The sequence below is a fragment of the Enterococcus sp. E5-37 genome (assembly GCF_035726925.1).
Classification (GTDB): Bacteria; Bacillota; Bacilli; order Lactobacillales; family Enterococcaceae; genus Enterococcus_B; species Enterococcus_B faecium.
This window is the reverse complement of the sequence record NZ_JAPMLG010000018.1, coordinates 20,341-37,667: the sequence shown is the minus strand read 5'-3', so window position 1 is coordinate 37,667 and position 17,327 is coordinate 20,341. Positions and strand designations below refer to the sequence as shown.

The 17,327-nt window shown below is 36.4% G+C and carries 20 protein-coding genes and 1 pseudogene; 7 read left to right on the top strand and 14 right to left on the bottom strand.

Features of this window, described 5'->3' with window-relative positions; translation table 11 throughout:
• The first annotated feature begins 167 nt into the window (after positions 1-167).
• The 4 genes from OS138_RS12060 (at position 168) to OS138_RS12045 (ending at position 1,665) form a co-directional block, all read left to right on the top strand.
• The gene (locus OS138_RS12060; RefSeq protein ID WP_325070168.1) at positions 168-491 is read left to right on the top strand and encodes a hypothetical protein; all 324 of its coding nucleotides are present in this window, start codon (positions 168-170) and stop codon (positions 489-491) included.
• A gap of 163 nt (positions 492-654) precedes the next feature.
• Complete coding sequence (locus OS138_RS12055) at positions 655-909, top strand: hypothetical protein (protein WP_002296665.1); 255 nt, start codon at positions 655-657, stop codon at positions 907-909.
• Between the two features lie 69 nt (positions 910-978).
• Entirely contained in the window at positions 979-1,224 is a 246-nt protein-coding gene (locus tag OS138_RS12050; protein WP_002296663.1) for a helix-turn-helix domain-containing protein, read from the top strand.
• A 75-nt stretch (positions 1,225-1,299) separates the two neighbouring features.
• Complete coding sequence (locus OS138_RS12045; protein ID WP_002296662.1) at positions 1,300-1,665, top strand: TIGR02328 family protein; 366 nt, start codon at positions 1,300-1,302, stop codon at positions 1,663-1,665.
• 60 nt (positions 1,666-1,725) lie between these two features.
• On the opposite strand, the gene OS138_RS12040 is transcribed toward OS138_RS12045, so the two are convergent.
• Together OS138_RS12040 and OS138_RS12035 are read right to left on the bottom strand one after the other, a co-directional pair.
• Positions 1,726-2,289: a hypothetical protein gene (locus OS138_RS12040; RefSeq protein WP_025477586.1), complete on the bottom strand. Its 564-nt coding sequence runs from the start codon at positions 2,287-2,289 to the stop codon at positions 1,726-1,728.
• 567 nt (positions 2,290-2,856) lie between these two features.
• Positions 2,857-3,057, bottom strand: a complete 201-nt coding sequence (locus OS138_RS12035; protein ID WP_002293303.1) for a cold-shock protein — start codon at positions 3,055-3,057, stop codon at positions 2,857-2,859.
• A 395-nt stretch (positions 3,058-3,452) separates the two neighbouring features.
• Here OS138_RS12035 and OS138_RS12030 point away from each other — a divergent pair, with 395 nt between their 5' ends.
• Positions 3,453-3,602: a hypothetical protein gene (locus OS138_RS12030; protein WP_002296658.1), complete on the top strand. Its 150-nt coding sequence runs from the start codon at positions 3,453-3,455 to the stop codon at positions 3,600-3,602.
• Positions 3,603-3,808: 206 nt separating this feature from the next.
• On the opposite strand, the gene OS138_RS12025 is transcribed toward OS138_RS12030, so the two are convergent.
• From OS138_RS12025 to gnd, 10 genes are all read right to left on the bottom strand, one after another.
• Positions 3,809-4,522, bottom strand: coding sequence for an HAD family hydrolase (locus OS138_RS12025; protein ID WP_086311863.1), 714 nt, complete (start codon positions 4,520-4,522; stop codon positions 3,809-3,811).
• Positions 4,515-5,600 carry a mannonate dehydratase gene (gene uxuA, locus OS138_RS12020; RefSeq protein WP_002296654.1) on the bottom strand — a complete coding sequence of 362 codons (1,086 nt, stop codon included), beginning with the start codon at positions 5,598-5,600 and terminating at the stop codon, positions 4,515-4,517. Before uxuA ends, OS138_RS12025 begins: the two co-directional genes overlap by 8 nt.
• Positions 5,601-5,616: 16 nt before the next feature.
• The gene (locus OS138_RS12015; protein WP_002296653.1) at positions 5,617-6,060 is read right to left on the bottom strand and encodes a PTS sugar transporter subunit IIA; all 444 of its coding nucleotides are present in this window, start codon (positions 6,058-6,060) and stop codon (positions 5,617-5,619) included.
• A 33-nt stretch (positions 6,061-6,093) separates the two neighbouring features.
• A complete protein-coding gene (locus OS138_RS12010; protein ID WP_002321678.1) occupies positions 6,094-6,447 on the bottom strand; it encodes a hypothetical protein in 354 nt (117 codons plus the stop codon).
• Positions 6,448-6,996: 549 nt separating this feature from the next.
• Positions 6,997-7,506, bottom strand: a complete 510-nt coding sequence (locus tag OS138_RS12005; RefSeq protein ID WP_002296648.1) for a PTS system mannose/fructose/N-acetylgalactosamine-transporter subunit IIB — start codon at positions 7,504-7,506, stop codon at positions 6,997-6,999.
• Between the two features lie 21 nt (positions 7,507-7,527).
• Positions 7,528-8,385, bottom strand: a complete 858-nt coding sequence (locus OS138_RS12000) for a PTS system mannose/fructose/sorbose family transporter subunit IID (protein ID WP_002296647.1) — start codon at positions 8,383-8,385, stop codon at positions 7,528-7,530.
• Positions 8,386-8,402: 17 nt separating this feature from the next.
• On the bottom strand, positions 8,403-9,236 hold the full coding sequence (locus OS138_RS11995; RefSeq protein ID WP_002296646.1) for a PTS mannose/fructose/sorbose/N-acetylgalactosamine transporter subunit IIC: 834 nt from the start codon (positions 9,234-9,236) through the stop codon (positions 8,403-8,405).
• 13 nt (positions 9,237-9,249) lie between these two features.
• Positions 9,250-10,353, bottom strand: coding sequence for an iron-containing alcohol dehydrogenase family protein (locus OS138_RS11990; RefSeq protein WP_002300139.1), 1,104 nt, complete (start codon positions 10,351-10,353; stop codon positions 9,250-9,252).
• 8 nt (positions 10,354-10,361) lie between these two features.
• Positions 10,362-11,363 carry a D-isomer specific 2-hydroxyacid dehydrogenase family protein gene (locus OS138_RS11985; RefSeq protein WP_002296641.1) on the bottom strand — a complete coding sequence of 334 codons (1,002 nt, stop codon included), beginning with the start codon at positions 11,361-11,363 and terminating at the stop codon, positions 10,362-10,364.
• 1 nt (position 11,364) lies between these two features.
• Positions 11,365-12,267: a phosphogluconate dehydrogenase (NAD(+)-dependent, decarboxylating) gene (gene gnd / locus OS138_RS11980; protein ID WP_002296640.1), complete on the bottom strand. Its 903-nt coding sequence runs from the start codon at positions 12,265-12,267 to the stop codon at positions 11,365-11,367.
• A 165-nt stretch (positions 12,268-12,432) separates the two neighbouring features.
• On the opposite strand from gnd, the gene OS138_RS11975 reads away from it, so the two are divergent.
• Both OS138_RS11975 and OS138_RS11970 read left to right on the top strand, forming a co-directional pair.
• On the top strand, positions 12,433-13,281 hold the full coding sequence (locus OS138_RS11975; protein WP_002296639.1) for a MurR/RpiR family transcriptional regulator: 849 nt from the start codon (positions 12,433-12,435) through the stop codon (positions 13,279-13,281).
• A 645-nt stretch (positions 13,282-13,926) separates the two neighbouring features.
• Complete coding sequence (locus tag OS138_RS11970) at positions 13,927-14,133, top strand: DUF3955 domain-containing protein (RefSeq protein ID WP_002296638.1); 207 nt, start codon at positions 13,927-13,929, stop codon at positions 14,131-14,133.
• Positions 14,134-14,334: 201 nt separating this feature from the next.
• Here OS138_RS11970 and OS138_RS11965 read toward each other — a convergent pair whose 3' ends face one another.
• Together OS138_RS11965 and OS138_RS11960 are read right to left on the bottom strand one after the other, a co-directional pair.
• Positions 14,335-15,336, bottom strand: coding sequence for an alpha/beta hydrolase (locus OS138_RS11965; protein WP_325070167.1), 1,002 nt, complete (start codon positions 15,334-15,336; stop codon positions 14,335-14,337).
• Between the two features lie 4 nt (positions 15,337-15,340).
• Positions 15,341-17,253 (bottom strand): annotated as a pseudogene (locus OS138_RS11960) (alpha/beta fold hydrolase).
• Between the last annotated feature and the right edge of the window lie 74 nt (positions 17,254-17,327).

The window sequence follows — 17,327 nt, the reverse complement described above, 5'->3', positions numbered from 1 at the left end:
CAAAAATTTCTAAACAGAAGCCATAAAGGTTTTCAACAGGTAACCGATACATTAGTTTCAATGTTTACTGAGTAACTAATTATTTTGCAGGAGGACAATTTATTTACACAAAATTATTGACGCTCCCGCTTATTTTAGAAAAAATGTTATTCTTTTATTTATTCTCAATGTTAGGAGTGATTATTTTGCCATTTATTGCGATTTTATTCGATTTAGTTGCGGCAGCAGCTTATTTTCTCCAATTAAATTATCAAACCTCAGGAATTCTGTTTATTGGAATGATTTTTCAAGGTGTGATTACCCTTTTGCTTCTTGTCATGATGCTCAGCTATAAAGGAAAAAGATATGCCCGTATTCAAACAAAAGTATTTGTTAAATATGTTTCCATTCGCCATGGGATCATCATTCTTTCCTTTTTAGTGAATGCGATCGTCCTCTTTTTATATGTATTGAATTACTTAGATATCAATCCATTGATTTTTTCTCGATAGATAAGACACATTCAGCGGAACAGTTCCTGCTTATCAGCAGAAAACTGTTCTGCTTTTTCATTTTTCATTGATCTATTCTTCTTTTATTTTCCTAGCATTTCATTTGTGATGTATGCAATAACATGTTATCTTTTATTATATGAATCGTTGAGGAGTCCGTTACATGATTACGTTGGTGAGAGTTTTGTTTTGGGTGCCTGCGGTCGCACTGGTCGCAAGTATTGTTTATCTTATGAATTGGAACAAAGAACGGTTTTATTTAGCTATTTTGACTCTTCCGGCTATCTACTTTATGTGGAAAGTTTTTAATTACAACTACTTTGAACCCGATAGTGTTTTTATAGAAGAATTATCAGGACTGGTTTTGTCTTTATTGATCGTCATTCTTTATTTGATACGTTTAAATAAAAAACATTGAGTACTATTGATTGCATGTGTAGCTTTCTATAGTCATTATAACTATTCTACTATAATGAAAGGTGATTAAATGAGTATCGAAGAAGCTATTTTACTGGATACTTTACGTTGTCGTCTGAATTTCTTAAGAACTGGCCGATCTTTATCTCAAGTAGCTGTTTCTAGCGCGTTAAGTATTCCTTTATTCAAATATCGTAAGTACGAAGAAGGAGAAGAAATTCCAAGCATCATTGAATTAATCTATATCGCTGACTTTTACGATATTTCCGTTGATTACCTAATTGGTCGCTCAGAAACAGCAAGCAAACTGAAGTGATTTTTTCCAGCCTTGGTGCTGGTTTTTTCATTTAACGTCTAAGGTTAACAATCTATATATAAAGGAGACATTTCTATGCGATTATGGCATGAAAAATTGATTTCAAAGCTTCCTCGTCAACAGCTTTTAGGACAACATCGGGAATGCTGTGCATTAAGAGGAAATGGCTGGGGAAAGAAACATGCTACTGTGGATTATGTTTTTCACTATTCTCCTTATAGATTATTCCAATATCATCAGCTTGTCATGGATGAAATGGAAAAACGTGGTTACAGCCCAGCACCAGAGTGGAAAAATCCTATGTATCGTGGCAAATCATGCGAAGCATTTTTTGATTTACCTACTGTAGAGCGCAACGTGCCGATTTATCCGGAACACGATGAAGTTTATCTAGCAGAATGTTTAGCAAATTTGGAGCAAAAAGGAATTTATCTTACCTAATATAACTAGAAAAGCCTTCTATCTCCTCTTACTTCATTAAAAAGCTTTAACCATCTTAGATCAAGCTAAAATGTCGTAAGTTTTAGGGTTATCTTCATCCTCACGTGCAAAACTAAAAGCGTACTCTAGTTTTGGTTCATCGCCAACTTCCCTAGACATAAATGAACATCTCCTGACGTGGTTTAAAAGTACCGCATCTTCGACGTCTGTATACGATGCACAGCACAGATTGCTTCTTTTGATCTTTCTTTTGATTTTTCTGTTGCTTCTTCCACACCTTCTTCGATTACTACATCGATGCTTACAATTGCTTCTGCCTAATATTCCCATGCATCGTCGATTTAAGCCTCTGTAGTCACTGTGATCGTTTCCACATTTTAACTCCTCTGTCGTGGCTTCAGTTGATTTTGTGATCAGTTCAGTTGCTAAGCCAGAGTCAGAACAACCTGCCATTGCTAGCGTTAATATTGATAGTAAAAATAGTTTTTTTATCATAAGGTTACCCCCCTGAAAATAGACTAAAATAATAACGCTTTCTTTTTTTGTTTTCAGACGAAAATTAATAATTTCTAAATATTCTTTAAAAAAGCTTATAACTATTATGCCTTTTTTAATATATAACACAGTTATTTTTAAAAATAAGAATGCTAAATCACTCTACAATAACGGCGAAAGCACAAAAAATAAAAAAATTATTACGTTATTAAAAAAACAGATGAAAGATCAGGTTTTATTAGATCTCATTCTTTCATCACTTGAAGGGATTTAATGAACTACTTTTTCCTCTTTGTCGTTTTTATATATTCGTATTCCTTCAAACAGTAGGATAGCCTCTTTCAATGCTTGATATTTGAACTGTCCGTTACTTAAAAATTTAGATGTGCCGCCCTCTTCCTAGAACATATTCTTTTTTACTTTTTCATTAATTGACAGACCAATCGAACGAAACTGTAAATTTCGATAGGATAATGATTGGTCAAACTCATTCATTTTCAAGACATCTCGATTCATATTCAAGATAGGAATCTTTTTATCAACATCACTTTATTCGTATTTTCCTCTACCATAAAAGCTTCACGCTCCACAAAATTGTTTTATACACTACTATTCAGCCCATTCAACGACCAATGAATTTTTTCGTACAAAAAAACCGTCTTTTCTTTCGAAAAGACGGTTAAAAGTCAATTTTTATTAAGCTTTAACAATGTTTGTTGCTTGAGGGCCACGTTGACCATCTTCAACATCGTAAGACACTGCTTGGCCTTCTTCTAAAGTTTTGAAGCCGTCACCTTGGATAGCTGAAAAATGTGCAAATACATCATTTCCATCTTCACCAGTGATAAAGCCAAAACCTTTGTCTGCGTTGAACCATTTTACTGTACCGTTATTCATAAATAAATTCCTCCTGATACGTATCAATGTACGTTTTTTCGTTGCAATAAATATTTGATAGGCAAAAGGAGTTTTATCTATGTAGATATATCGCTCAAATTACGTTTCAAAATAGATTACTCATTTAATATATCATGCTTTTTCTAATAACACAAGGATAATGCAATGAAATATAAAATTCATTGTCTTCTATTGTCTTCGAATCGAAGAAAAAGTTGAATAACCGCGATTGATTCACTTTTTGTTTTCTTGTTTATTTGCTTTTATCTGCAACTTTTGACTTTAAAATTTCTTAACTATGAAAACCTTTCAATTGGTGGTATACTTATAAATGGAATTTCGTTATCAACGCGTTCGTTGCCTTTCAGCAAGTATTTAAAGAAAGGAGAATGGCTATGACATTCTATAACAAAGATATACAATATCGAGTAACCTTGGATACAGATTTGAATCTATTTGTCGTTTTTGACAAAGAAAATACCAATCATGTAGCGACAGGTGTTACGATCGAACAAGCAGTGCAAGAATTAAAAAAATCTGCATAAGGAGTGGAAACCCTCATATGGACGATTCTCGTTCTTCTCTTTAAACGCATCTACTGGTAGATAACAGTAGATGCGTTTTGTGTTTGTTCTAAATTGTTCACTACAAATAAGGTAGATACTTCAAAATAAAAAATTACTTCTTTTTCATCTGTTCCTTCAGTCGTGCAGGACAATAAATAAAGAGGACTAGAAAATAGTCCTCTTTATTAGAGATACAACCCTTTACTTTCTAAAAATCGTTTTGCTTGATGCAGGTCATAAAATTCATAGTCTGCTTTATTGGATTCATATAAACTTACATCTACTTTCAACTTATGCTTCCCATTATGATCGGGCAACCCTATCAAATGATCTTTGATGAGAAAAGACAAAATGCCCGCTCGCCTTGCTGCTTCGATCCCTGCAATCGAGTCTTCAAATACAAGTGCTTCACTTGGAGGAATATTCATTTTTGAACAAGCTTTCAAAAAGATCTCTGGTTCCGGCTTTCCTTTTTTTACATCATCCCCTGAAATGATTTGATCAAACAAGGCATATAGATTTTCCATTTTTAAATACATTTCTACTTTTACCCGTATATTAGACGAAGCCACGATTGTATGGATTCCTCTTTCTTTTGCAAAAGATAAAATTTCTTCTGCTCCTTTTTTCGTATATACTCTCTTATCTTCTTTCACGATTTTTTCTTTATATTGATTGATTGCTTCTCGCCATTTGATATATGGAACATCTTCTCCGTACAAAATGCCCATTTGTTCTCTTATCGCCATTTCTGTTTGGCCAGTTAGTAAATAATAGACTTCCTTACGCATTTCATAATCATACTTTTGTGCTGATTTTACATAAGCACGATAAGCTAAACGTCCAGTTTCTAATAAAAGGCCATCCATATCAAAGATGAAGAGCTTGATTTTATTCATAATGCTCTCCCAGTGGTTTTTCCTTACTTATCGCCTCATATAGACCTTGCATGTAAGTGAGTCCCATTGCACGATCATACAGGCCATATCCAGGCATAGCCACTTCACCCCACACGGTTCTACCATGATCAGGGCGTATAGGACCGTCGAACCCTTCTTGCACCAACGCTTTCATAATATGATACATATCAAGGGAGCCTTCTGTAGAGGGATGTGCCGTTTCTTTGAACTTTCTTTCTCCTAAAAACTCCACGTTTCTGAAGTGGACAAAATGGATGCGCGAACCTACCTCATGGATGATTTCAACTAAATCGTTTTCCGGATTTGCCCCTAAAGATCCTGTGCACAGCGTTAGTCCATTATATGGAGAATCTACTGCATTTAGAATTTTCTTCAAGTCGCCAAGATTTTTCGTCACTCTAGGAAAACCAAAAAGTTCCCATGGCGGATCATCTGGATGGATAGCCATTTTTACATCTGCTTTTTCGCACACTGGAATCACTTTTTCTAAAAAATAAGTCAGATTTTCAAATAATTCTTCTTCGGTCATTCCTTCATACAGTTTTTCCAGCTGAGCGAATTTTTTCAACCGTTCTTCTTCCCAACCCGGCAATTTGAATCCCTTTGACTGGCTGTGTATCAATTGATACATTTCTCCTGGCTCCATCTGATCGACGATTTTCTGATCGTATAAAAGAGAATAGCTTCCATCGTTGTTTTCATTAAACAAATCAGTTTTCGCCCATCCAAAAATTGGTTTGAAGCTATAACAAATCAATCGAACCCCACATCGAGACAAGTTTTTGATTGTTCGTATATAGTTATCAATATAGTAATCTCGTTCATCTGTCCCTGCCTTGATTGCATCGTGGATCGCTACACTTTCAATTCCAAGCAGTTCCAGTCCTTGGCTCTCAACAGATGCTTTCAACTCCTCAATTTCTGAAATCTCCCAAACATCTCCAGGCATTTTAGTCAGCAAAGTTCCAATTATCCCATTTATTCCCGGTATTTGGCGAACATATTTTAATGGGATCGAATCCCCTTTTTCACCATACCATCTAAATCCCCACTTCATCTTTTCAGCCTTCCTTCTAAAAATCGTCCTCATCTAATTTTTTTTCTTCCGCTGAAGCATGCCAAACAGTTAAATTATCTTTTCCTTGTTTGACAATTTGTTCCACCGCTTCTTCTATCGGTGTGTGAAGCATCTGATGATTGATTGCTTCTAACAACATTGGCAGATTCACGCCCCCTATGACATAAGTGGCTGCTTTCTTTTCTTCAGTCAGTTCATTGACTGCCAAGAGCGCTTGATTGTACGGACTTGCGCTAATTAGATCAACAAATACTAGCATGGGTTCTGCTGTGTTGATCATAGTTAATTTTTCTTTGACCTTCTCTCCGAATGTTTGGATGTCCTCCCCAGACTCTAAGCACATTGTTTCAATATGGCTCGATGTCCCGACAATTACTTCCGCCGCATCTTTCAGTCCTTCGCTCAACTTACCATGTGTAACGATCATGATTTCCAACATTAGTCTTCTCACTCCTTGTTTTGCACTTTTTACTTATCGAAAAAGAGCAATAATCTGATTGGCATTTTGCCAATTAAATGTTTTCCCTCGTAAATCTGTTTTGGTCAAATAGAAGAACTGCGCTTGCTTTTTTCTTGCACTAAAAATATAATTGACGTTTTTTTCTTTCAACTTATCAACTTGTTTCAGCCACTGTTCTTTATTTGAAAAATAATTTCCCGAAAACTGTAGCGGTGTATCTGCCCCAACAGAGTCTAGATAAAAAAGAATAGCCTCTTTTTTCATACCCGATCTCACGCTGTCTAAGCCCTTTTCTCCATAACAGCCTTCATCAACAAACGCATACGCTACACTCGGATCATCAATCGTACGGATCATTTCTAGCATCGTTAATATGGATGAAGTATTTCGAATAAAAGTTTGTCTGCTAGGCCATCCGCGAGCTGCTTTTCCCAATAAGAAAAAGTAGCTCCCAAATGCTAGTACAGTGATACCTGTTTGTACGGATAGCAGATCGAATACGTGATGAGGATTTTTGTTATATATCATCATTCCCCACCAACCTAAACTGAACAACAAAATGAAGGACAATAATATAGAGTAGATTGTTTTTTTCCTTTGGTCTTTCCAATCAAACATGAAATAACTTCCTAATGCATGAACGGGTGTATCGTAATAAGTACAGATAACTTTCTCTGCTTTTTCGATATCTCCAACATAAATATTTTTTGATCGGTAGGCTAGCGTATCGTAAGCAGTGACTGTCACATCTGTTCTCATACTGTAAATATCTGATACTAATGCTGAAAGAAAACGCTGTTTACTCTTTTTTGTACGGCGCTTACGGTAAATATAGCGATAACGAAATTCCCAATCACGAAACAGCTCGTTCTTCTTCATTTTTTCGCCCTCTTTATCTTTTTTCTAAGCATTTGTTTATGACAAATCAAACTTGTTCAATACATCTTTTAATCCTGTTTTAGGTGCAGATGGAGTGGCTTGAAAATAAATATTCTTTACGCCATATTGTTCATTCATTTCTTTCAATTTTTCAGCATCTGATTTATTTAAATAAACAGATTTCGTCACTAAAAGATCTGTATCAGGATTTTTTTGAGCAATCCCTCCAATATTCAATTCTTCCATGGGGATTCCGTGTTTTACTAAGTCGTAAATCGTTTGGACTGTTTTTGCGATCAAAATACAATTGTATTCTTTAAATTGATATTCATCCCAATAGAATTTAGCTTTCTCTGGTGTAATGACAATTGTTTTTTGTCCTGTACGGCTTCCTGCATTTTTGTAAAGATCTCTCATAAATTTATCTTTTGCTACAACTTCGTCTACAACAAAAATGGAATTCACTCCACTTTTTTGAGATAACGTTACCATTACTTGCCCATGGATCAAACGCTCATCCACACGCGCTAAATTGACTACACCCATCTTATTCACGTTCCCTTCTTTTTATAAAATACCGATTCCTGCTAGCACAATTAATATTCCAGTCAGCCATAATAATGCTTGTGTGACTTTCAATCCTTTTTTCGTATAGAACAAGTACACACCCATTACGACAGCTAAAGGTAATATCCCTGGCACGATTTGATCAAGAATTTCCTGGATAACAAACTCACGTCCGGATATCGCAAATTTCAATGAAGATTCTACTTTTACATAGTTTCCCGCAAGCACCCCCATCATAAACAACCCTAAAACTGATAGCATTTCAATCGCTGTCTGAACACCAGTGTTTTGCATTAGGCCTGTAGCATTACGGCCCATAGTGAAAGCTTGTCTTGCGAAAAATACCCCTAGTAAAACCTGATACAACCCAAAGCAGATAAAAGGAAAAAGTGCGCCTAAAGGACTTCCCTGTTGTGCCCAAGGTACCGCGATTGCGATAAAAATATATTGGACGGTTCCTGAATCGATTGCATCTCCGATTCCTGCTAGTGCCCCCATCAATCCCGCTTTCGTGTTATACATCAAGTCATCCTGCATCAAGATCTCTTTTTCTTCATACTCTTCTTCTGCTCTTTGCTGTTCCATAGAAGACATTAGGCCAGTAATCACACCGCCACCCCAGCTTAATTGAGTGTTGAAGAACAGTAACTGCCGTTTATATGCTGCTTTTAAAGAGTCTTCATCTTTATAAAGTTTTTTCAAGATTGGCATCATTCCGTATAGTAGTGATGGCGCCAAGTAACGTTCAAAAGAGTGAGGAATTTCGTTTGCAAAATGCCATCTCAGATAGGCTTTTGTTACATCTTTTTTCGTGATTTCTTCAGGAGCACCTGTTTGATTATCCATTATTTCAGCCATTTCCCATTCCTCCTAAATTAAAATCCGTCATCATAGTCATCTTCGTCATCAAAAGATGCTGAATTGTTATTGCTTGTGGCAGGCTGTACTTGTTTCCCTTTTTGCGACTGGACAAAGATCAAAGCGATAATAATCCCAAAAATGGCATAAGTAACCATCGTAATATCTAAAGATTTCAAAACAACACTCATAAAATAAGCAAGGAAGAAAAAGACCAGATAATCTTTTCGACCGATAACGTATACAGTTGTCGCGATACCGATTGCCGCTAACCCTCCACCTACTACTTCAAGAATGTGGATAACGACTGTTCCCTCTAAAGCTTTGATTACATCAGCGATCAATGGCGCCCCTAAATATAAAGCAATGAAAACAAGCGGAACGAATAATAAAAATGAGGCAACCGTTGGATAAAGAATAATTGATCGGGCCATAGCTTTTGTATTCAAATCTTCTACAGCTTTGTCTGTATATTTACCTAAAAAAGTATTGATGAAAAAACGAAACTGATACAAGTAACTTCCGAGCAATCCGACTGGCACCGCAACGGCAATCGCTGCTTCTGGCGACAGATCCCCTAATAATGCGACTGGTACTGCGATAGCTGCTGCAATAGATGGTTCAGCTGGCATTGATCCTCCTGGAGAAAAAACCCCCATATAAATCATTTGCAAAGCGGCTGTAACAATCATCGCTTGTGCAACTTCCCCCATGATCAACCCGACGACTAATCCAGTCATCAAAGGAGAAAAACGTAAGGTCAACGTGGCTCCTCCACCTAACCAGCGGGACATAACCGCGGCTACCCATAAAGCAATCAACAAACTTTGTACTACACTTAATGTTTCCATGTGTCCTCCTCCTTCAGATCTTTCTGATATAACCTTCCAGTTCCATCATTGACTGTATCAGTGATTTCTGTGTTACCTCTATAGGAATCAAATGCACTTTCTCTTTCGAATCAATAAATTCAGCCATTTTATCTATTATCTGTTTATCTTTCGGAAATAATCCCATTTGTTCTAGAGAAACCGGCAGTTCTAATTCCCGATACAAAGGATATAACTCGTCTATTTTTTCCCAGCGACCTTCTAGTGCCAGTTGATAGAAAATCCCATACGCTACTTTTTCTCCATGTAGAAAACGATGGCTTTCCGGAATATATTTACTGATAGCGTCATGCATAGCATGTGCTGCCGCATTTCTTGCGTATTTATCTCCTAATCCTCCAACTAAACCAGCAACAGCAAAGATAATCTCTGAAAGCTGTTTGAACTCCGATGTCAGTTTTCTTTGTGCCATATCTTGGATTGCTTTAGCAGAATGATTCAAAATCTCTTCTTTGCAGATCTTCGCAGTATCTTGTGCTAGCTTCAAAAATGATTCATCTTGCAAAAAATCTTGTTCTAAGATGAGCTCAGATTCATACCATTTTGCTAGTGTATCTGCTAACCCGGCAATGAAATATGGAACAGGGGAATCAATCACTAATTGGGGATCTGTTATAAAAAAAGCAGCTTGTCTGTAAAAGTGTTCTGTTTTCCCTTCTGCTTGTCCATTCTCCTTATACATGACAGCAAGAGGTGTCCATGGAGCACAATTACTAGCTAAAGTAGGGATGACGCCGAAATCGATTCTTGCAAGATTGGCACTATAACCCACTAGATCGGTCAGTTTTCCTCCGCCAACGCCAACTACGAAATCGATTTCATTTTTTTTGATGATTGTAGCTATTCGTCTGGCTTCAGCATAACTACATTCTCCAGAATAACGATGATAAAAAAATTGAATCGTTTCGTCATTCAAAAATACTAATTTAGGTAGCGCCTTTTCCCATGATACCGTTCCGTGGGTGACCAGTACTCTTTTCGCGCCGTATGATTTCAAGAGATCAGAAACTTTTGAAATACCACCTTCTTCATATAAATAAAATTGAGGGCCTGTTTTCACTTTTAAACCGTTCACCATTTTCTTCATCATCCTTTTATATAGTTGCTCTTTGTCTGGACAGAACGTTCAGGAAGAAGGTGCTGACTGATCTGTTCGACATCTCTGACACATTTTTCACCCATTGCTTCTAAACATTCCCTTGTGTAGGCCGATATATGTGGCGTAATCACTACTTGTTCAAACGCTAAATACGGATGATCTTGACGTCCCGGTTCTTCTTCTAAAACATCTGTGGCATATCCTGCGATCTTTCCGCTTTTCAGACCATTAATCATCGCTTCTTCATCAACTAGAGCGCCTCTTGCACTATTAGATAGATAAACATTTTCTTTCATCTGATCGACTTCTTTATCAGAAATCATGTGATAGTTCTCTTCTGTCAAATTCGCACATAAACAAATGATATCTGATTGTTCCAGTAATTCTTGAAGTTCTACTTTTTTTGCACCAAAGCTTTCGATGTATAAATCTGATTTGTAAGGATCATAAGCTAGAACATCACAGCGAAAACCGTTACGCAAAATTTCGATTACTCCGCTTCCGGTATTTCCTGCACCAATCACACCAACTGTTTTGTTAAACAGCGTCCTACCGACGAACTCCGCCCGATCTTCCCATCGATCGTCCTTGACTCTTGCTTGTGCTTGTGTCGTGCGTCGAAGCATGGACAACAAATTAGTTATATTATTTTCTGCTACAGCATTTCGTTCAACTAAAGCAGGTATGATAGATACGATTGTCTGGTGTTCTTTTGCTGCTTTTAAATCAATATTGTTGTAACCAATACCATGTCGGGAAATCAATAGCAGTTCATCTTTGTTTTCAAAAAAATCTCGTCGAAAAAATGGCGTAACACTTGCAATAATGATATTGAATCCTTTAAGTAACTCCGCTAGTTCTTTTCCTGGAATCTCTTGATCAACAGTAAAGAAATGAACGTCTCCAACTGACTTTAATCTTTCCAAGTGGTGTGGAAAGACTCTTCCGAAACTGCTGGAATTAACGATTGCTATATGATAATCTGGCATTTTACTCACCCTTTTCAACTATTTCATGTCCGCCAAACCCATTTCTTAGTGCTGAAACTACTTTTGCTGAAAAACTATCTTCTTCCTGTGAAAGATTCCTCATGAACAAACTAGTTGCAATTACTGGAACTGGAACAGCCATTTCTAGCGCTGTTTCAACCGTCCATTTTGCTTCACCTGATGCAGAAACGATTCCCCGATAATTACTTAAATTGGGATGTTCGTTTAACTGATCTTCCATGATTTCCATCAGCCAGCCGCGAATCACCGAACCATGATTCCAAACACGTGCGACTTGTTCCAAGTCAAAAGCATACTCACTTTTTTGTACAAGTTGGAATCCTTCACCGATTGCTTGCATCATTCCATATTCGATTCCATTATGGATCATTTTCAAGAAGTGTCCGCTTCCGGATGCACCAGCATACAGATATCCTCTTTCAATTGCTACATCTTTGAATAATTGTTCCACGGATAGAAAAGTTTCTTTATCTCCTCCAATCATTAAGCAGGCTTGATGTCGTGCTCCTTCGATTCCTCCAGAAGTCCCACAATCCAAGTAACCGATTTCATTTTTCTGAAACTCTTCTGCTCGACGGATTGAATCTTTATAATAAGAGTTTCCGCCTTCAATAATAATGTCTCCTGGTCCGAGTTTTGGAAAAAGTTTTCTTAACATGTTTTCGGTTATCTCTCCAGCAGGAAGCATTAACCAGATGATTTTTTTCTGCTCAAAAGTAGCTAGAAATTCAGAGATCTCTTGATAAGCAGGAATGTCATTTTCTCTTGCCTGACTAACAGCTGTACTTGAAATGTCGAGTCCTTGTACTTTGTGATGGTGCTCTTTTAAGTTTAAAGCTAAATTCAATCCCATTTTTCCCAAACCAATTACACCAATTTCCATGATAGCGCCTCCATTTCTTATACCCTCATTATACAAAAAAATATTTTTTTGTAAATAGATTTTACAAAAATATTTTTTGTTTGATTTTTTCCTACTCTCCTTGTATCTTTAACATTAATGAGAACGGAAAAAATGATAATCTTATTATGAAAAGGAGGAATTCTCATGAGCGTCTCCATAAGACTACAAATCAAAACAATGTACAACGACTTCAGCCCAAAAGAACAGGCTATCGCCGATTATATTTTAGAAAATCCAAGCAAAGTAAGTCATAGTCCTATTAGCAATTTAGCAAGTGAACTAGGTATTGCTGACTCTACTTTTTTTCAATTTACAAAAAAACTTGGTTATAATGGATTTAAAGATTTCAAAATGGCGATGTTGATCCAAGAAAATGATCTATCTGCTATTTCTATCCACGAAAATATTCAGAAAACAGATACTGAGCTCACTATGGCGCAAAAGGTGTTCGAGTCTAGTATTTCAACTTTAAATGACACAAAAAAGTTGTTACAACAAAAGGATCTAAAAAAAGCGGCTACTATTATCAATGAATCTAAACGTGTCTATTTTTTCGGTGTTGGCGGTTCAGAGATTGTAGCAACTGACGCTTATCATAAATTTTTGCGTTCCCCTATTGCAACTTCTCACAGCACGGATTACCATATTCAATTGATGGAAGCTTCTTTATTGACGGAAAAAGACTGTGCTGTTTTGATTTCTCACACAGGGCAATCAAAAGAAACAATCCATATTGCTGAAACCGTAAGAAAAACTGGAGCAAAAACAATCGTTATTACTAGCCAAGCTAATTCTTCCCTTGCTAAACTTGGCGATGTCGTTTTTATTTCTATTTCTGAAGAAACAGAATTCCGATCTGAAGCTTTAGCTTCCCGTATTTCTCAACTAAGCATTTTGGACTCTCTATATGTGATTTTGATGTTTTACAACGAAAAAGAATCACGTCGTTCTATCGCTAAAGTTCGACATACGATTTCTGAAATCAAAGAATAGCACCATAACATAAAAAGCGAAAAATCCATAAAACAAAAAAAGCCACTACCAAATATTTGGTAGTGGCTTTTTTGGTTCTGCAAGGGTGGTACAGAACATCAATAGTCGGTGGGTTAGAACGTATGTCATCGCATCTTTGGAGAAGGTTGTATTGGTATTATTCGAGTTACTTGTTAGATGCGATAACAAAGTTAGTATACAGTAGTAAAAAATTTATCTTTTCTTTTTTTTATTATTTTTGTTTCTTATTTTCTAAAAAATTAAAAAAATTTTTGGTAAATTAAGTATTTCCTTGATAACACTGGCTTTTGGCCTCATTTTAGGTTATCATTTGTAATTTTATTTCACAGTTGATATGATTGTTATGTAAAATAAAAAAGTTTAGGATACATCGAATTTTTGGGGAAATTCTTTTGGGGGTATCCTAAATCTTTTCTATTATATTCCCATATTTTCTATTATTGGTCTAGACGTATGATGGTAAACTTTGTAACTATCTGATTGCTGAATCATTAATTGCTTATCATTAGCCATCTTTGTTTCAAGTTCGCTGGATGATCATTTTATTCACATCCTAACAAACTTGTCACATTTATAGATTCTTAATCTATTTATCATACAATTATAAAAAAGGAGGTGCTGCTTATGAAAGCTATCCATATTTCTTTGCTTTTTTTCGCTAGTGCATTGATTTTATTTGCTATTCATCTTTGTTCCCAGCCTTATATCAATAACAACGGAATATTAGTGGAACCAGCATTCTTTTGCTTACCACTCGGCTTTTTGTCCCTTCTTGCCTCCGCAGGCTTCGGATTTGTTGCTTTTTTTAAACGATCAAAACAACAAATCTGACTTATAAAATTTACGTAAAAGAGATCGTGACAATAATCGTGTGATATTCCCAAATTTCGAATAAAAGGTGCCCCTTGCCATCTCTAACTCCTCAGTCACAAGTTACAATATTCATAAACCATGAAAAGCTTGTTTATTGAAATTGCTCCTTGTGACTTGGAGCTAAGTGACAGATTACAACCTCTTTTGCATCATAAGACTTTACTCCTTGAAAAACATTACTAACTTTTGATATGTTTCTTGCGCTTGTTTATTGCTGAAATCAAACTGATATTCATGGTTCAAAACAGCATTTTTCTCCGCATAATCTACTTTTGTGACTTTCACCCCCGCTTTCTCAAATACAGAAGTTACTTCTTCCATTTGTTTCGTAAACGTATTTGTATTTCCATCCGTTAAGAATGTGTTTTGCGTCCAACGATCCGCATGTCTGACCAAGGCTAAACTTTTGACCTTCTCTGATTGTTCAAAGTCCTTATTATCAAAGTAAGCCCATCCACATTTTTCATAAAGAAAGTTAGAGATTTTATCACTTACTTGAGTAAATGCAGAAGGATCCAACAGACCAGACAAAGAAATAAACTTCGTAATCTGCTTGTTCTCCAAAGTCGGATCAAGATGATCAGCTTTTTTAATTTCTTCATTTTGAAGTGCTAACAAATATTCTCCACTAATTTGTGCACCTGCCGAATCTCCACCAATCGAAATATTCGACCAATCTGCTTGATCTTTTATCTCTTTTTTAGCTGCTTGAATGGCTTCGTTCAATTGGATAACTGGTGTAGGATGTTTTGCTTCCGGTGATCGTTCATAATCTATATTTACGATGATTTGCTGCGTGTCTGAACATAGATATTCCAAATAATCACGACAATCATTTTTATCCCCTCCTACATATGCGCCTCCATGCATCCAGAAAAGAATCGGTGACTTTTTCTTTTCCACTTTCGGTGTGTAGATATCCATATTATTATTTTTGTATTTTGAAGGATAGGATATTTCTTTTTTTATATCGATTTGTTCGATTTTTTGCTGGAAATCATCTGGTCGGGCATATACTTGTTCTTTTTCACTTGTGTCAAATTGTTTTCTAACAAGCAAGCTAATCGGCTTTGGTGTGATTTGATTAATCAAAAATACAGTGACTAAAATAACTACGATGATAACTGGTACTGCAATCACTATTCGCTTGAACCATTTCATTCATTTACCCTCTCTTTCTTCGCCAAATCCATGTGATAATCGTGCTAACAGATAAAAATCCACCTGAATAAATGAGAAGCGAATGTTTCTTTTCTCCAGTTTTCGGCAACATTCTTTTTTTGCATCTGTCTTTTTTTGTACTTTCACTGTCATCTGAATCGGTTGCGTATCATCACTTGATTGATCCTCTCGAGGTTCATTCTTTCCCTTATTGTCTGCATTCTCTGTCGGATCTTGCTTTTTTGGTGGAGCTACTGGGATTTTTTTGTAATGGTAAATAATAGTTGGTATCGTCTCATTAAAAACCCCTTCAGTCGGTCCTTCAACATTTGCTAATTCGTATCCTTCGAATGTCTTTTGCTCTGTCATATAATTCTCTCCATAAGCTCCGTAAAGCTGGATTTCGTCCTGGTCTTTGAGTAGACTTTTATTGTTTTCATCCACATACTTTACGTTTATCTGATCATGAAACACTACTTTCAAAAAGTCCGTTACATGTTTCGTGTAGGCAGCATGGTCAACTTCCTGTGCCTTTCCATGCCCTGCTCCTTCTACTAATAAAAGATCTTTATACCCTCCTGATAACTCATATAATTTTTGCGCGTTAGACACAGGTACTACATCATCTGCTGTTCCATGGATAATCAATTTAGGCAATGAATCTGACATTCCAATCGTAGGTAGAGCAGCTTTTGTATCCAAATGCATCTCCTGATCAAAATAGTATTGTTTCAAAAGGCCCATAAATAAATATTCATGCTCTTGATCCCCAATGATGTCTAACTGATTTTTTATGGCATCCGGTAGTGCGGGGACTACTGTCTGGTTGTACGTAAAACGTAGTTGTTCATCAATTGATGCAAATCCGCAATTTTCAATAATTCCTTTGACATTGACAGGAATATCTTTCGCTAATACAGACATCATCGTAGCTGCTCCCATCGAACCACCATAAAGTAAAATCTTTTGAGATGGCCGCTCTCGAACTTCTTGATTTATCCAGTAAAGGACGTCATCTGACTCATATTGTCCATAGGTCACATAATCGCCTCCGCTATTACCAGTCGCTCTGGAATCAACAAATAATAAATTATACCCGGCCTTATAAAAATCATCGTATTCTTCTGTAATGATCCCGTTATTCCAATTCCCTCGAAATCCGCCATGGATCATGACTGTTTTATCTGAACCTTGATCGACATAATATGCATATACATCCATCATTTTGCCATCTTGTTTGTTTAGTACAGTTTGATGAAGTTGTTTTGTATTTGGATAGAAGCCTGTTTTTTCTGTAGGCGTTGTCCCATCATCTGTACCTCCAAGCATCGACATCAACACACTGTTTTTTGCAAAAGCGATATCGTACAATAGATAAGTAGCAATCAGATGTTTGATAATCTCTTTATCTACACCATAATCATTAACAGCAAGCTCAGTGACTAATAACTCTATTAATTTTGACTTGATGTCTTCTGTTGGTCCATTAAGTATTTCTGTCATCTGTTTACCGAAGTAATTCAAATATTCTTTACCATTGAAATTTTCACCTTTACCGATATCATCATTTTCTGTCCCATTCTCTTTGTCACTTACTTTAGCAGAAGAGGATTCGTCGTTTGACATTTTTGTAGCTGTTGCTTCTTCTGTTTGTTGGTTATCTGTGGTAGCGGTCGTTTCTTGATCTGTGCTAGTAACAGATGTCTCAGCCGTTGTTTCAGTATTTGTTTCTGTTTGTGAAGTACTCGATTTCGTTTCATTTCCAGCATCAGTAGTTTCTGTGGTTTCTACCTCCCGAGATTCCGATTCGGAAGAAATGCTCTCTCCATATACTGTCCATTGCGGGACGCTTGTACTTACAGCAAATAAGATGACCAACGCTCCCTTTAATACTTGTTTTGTTCTCAAGCTATTCACTCCTTTTTATGTTTCTAGGAGAATTGTATGTAAACGCAAACATTTTTTATACAAAAAATAAATGGTTTATCCCA

Coding starts and splice junctions, on each gene's coding strand:
- OS138_RS11990 (WP_002300139.1), bottom strand. CDS start 10,353: ATGGTGAACGGTTTAAAAGTGAAAACAGGCCCTCAATTTTATTTATAT.
- uxuA (WP_002296654.1), bottom strand. CDS start 5,600: ATGAAGTGGGGATTTAGATGGTATGGTGAAAAAGGGGATTCGATCCCA.
- OS138_RS11975 (WP_002296639.1), top strand. CDS start 12,433: ATGAGCGTCTCCATAAGACTACAAATCAAAACAATGTACAACGACTTC.
- OS138_RS12035 (WP_002293303.1), bottom strand. CDS start 3,057: ATGAATAACGGTACAGTAAAATGGTTCAACGCAGACAAAGGTTTTGGC.
- OS138_RS12060 (WP_325070168.1), top strand. CDS start 168: ATGTTAGGAGTGATTATTTTGCCATTTATTGCGATTTTATTCGATTTA.
- OS138_RS12010 (WP_002321678.1), bottom strand. CDS start 6,447: ATGCTAGAAATGATCCGTACGATTGATGATCCGAGTGTAGCGTATGCG.
- OS138_RS12045 (WP_002296662.1), top strand. CDS start 1,300: ATGCGATTATGGCATGAAAAATTGATTTCAAAGCTTCCTCGTCAACAG.
- OS138_RS12005 (WP_002296648.1), bottom strand. CDS start 7,506: ATGGGTGTAGTCAATTTAGCGCGTGTGGATGAGCGTTTGATCCATGGG.
- OS138_RS11970 (WP_002296638.1), top strand. CDS start 13,927: ATGAAAGCTATCCATATTTCTTTGCTTTTTTTCGCTAGTGCATTGATT.
- OS138_RS12000 (WP_002296647.1), bottom strand. CDS start 8,385: ATGGCTGAAATAATGGATAATCAAACAGGTGCTCCTGAAGAAATCACG.
- OS138_RS12015 (WP_002296653.1), bottom strand. CDS start 6,060: ATGTTGGAAATCATGATCGTTACACATGGTAAGTTGAGCGAAGGACTG.
- gnd (WP_002296640.1), bottom strand. CDS start 12,267: ATGGAAATTGGTGTAATTGGTTTGGGAAAAATGGGATTGAATTTAGCT.
- OS138_RS12050 (WP_002296663.1), top strand. CDS start 979: ATGAGTATCGAAGAAGCTATTTTACTGGATACTTTACGTTGTCGTCTG.
- OS138_RS11995 (WP_002296646.1), bottom strand. CDS start 9,236: ATGGAAACATTAAGTGTAGTACAAAGTTTGTTGATTGCTTTATGGGTA.
- OS138_RS11965 (WP_325070167.1), bottom strand. CDS start 15,336: ATGAAATGGTTCAAGCGAATAGTGATTGCAGTACCAGTTATCATCGTA.
- OS138_RS11985 (WP_002296641.1), bottom strand. CDS start 11,363: ATGCCAGATTATCATATAGCAATCGTTAATTCCAGCAGTTTCGGAAGA.
- OS138_RS12030 (WP_002296658.1), top strand. CDS start 3,453: ATGACATTCTATAACAAAGATATACAATATCGAGTAACCTTGGATACA.
- OS138_RS12025 (WP_086311863.1), bottom strand. CDS start 4,522: ATGAATAAAATCAAGCTCTTCATCTTTGATATGGATGGCCTTTTATTA.
- OS138_RS12055 (WP_002296665.1), top strand. CDS start 655: ATGATTACGTTGGTGAGAGTTTTGTTTTGGGTGCCTGCGGTCGCACTG.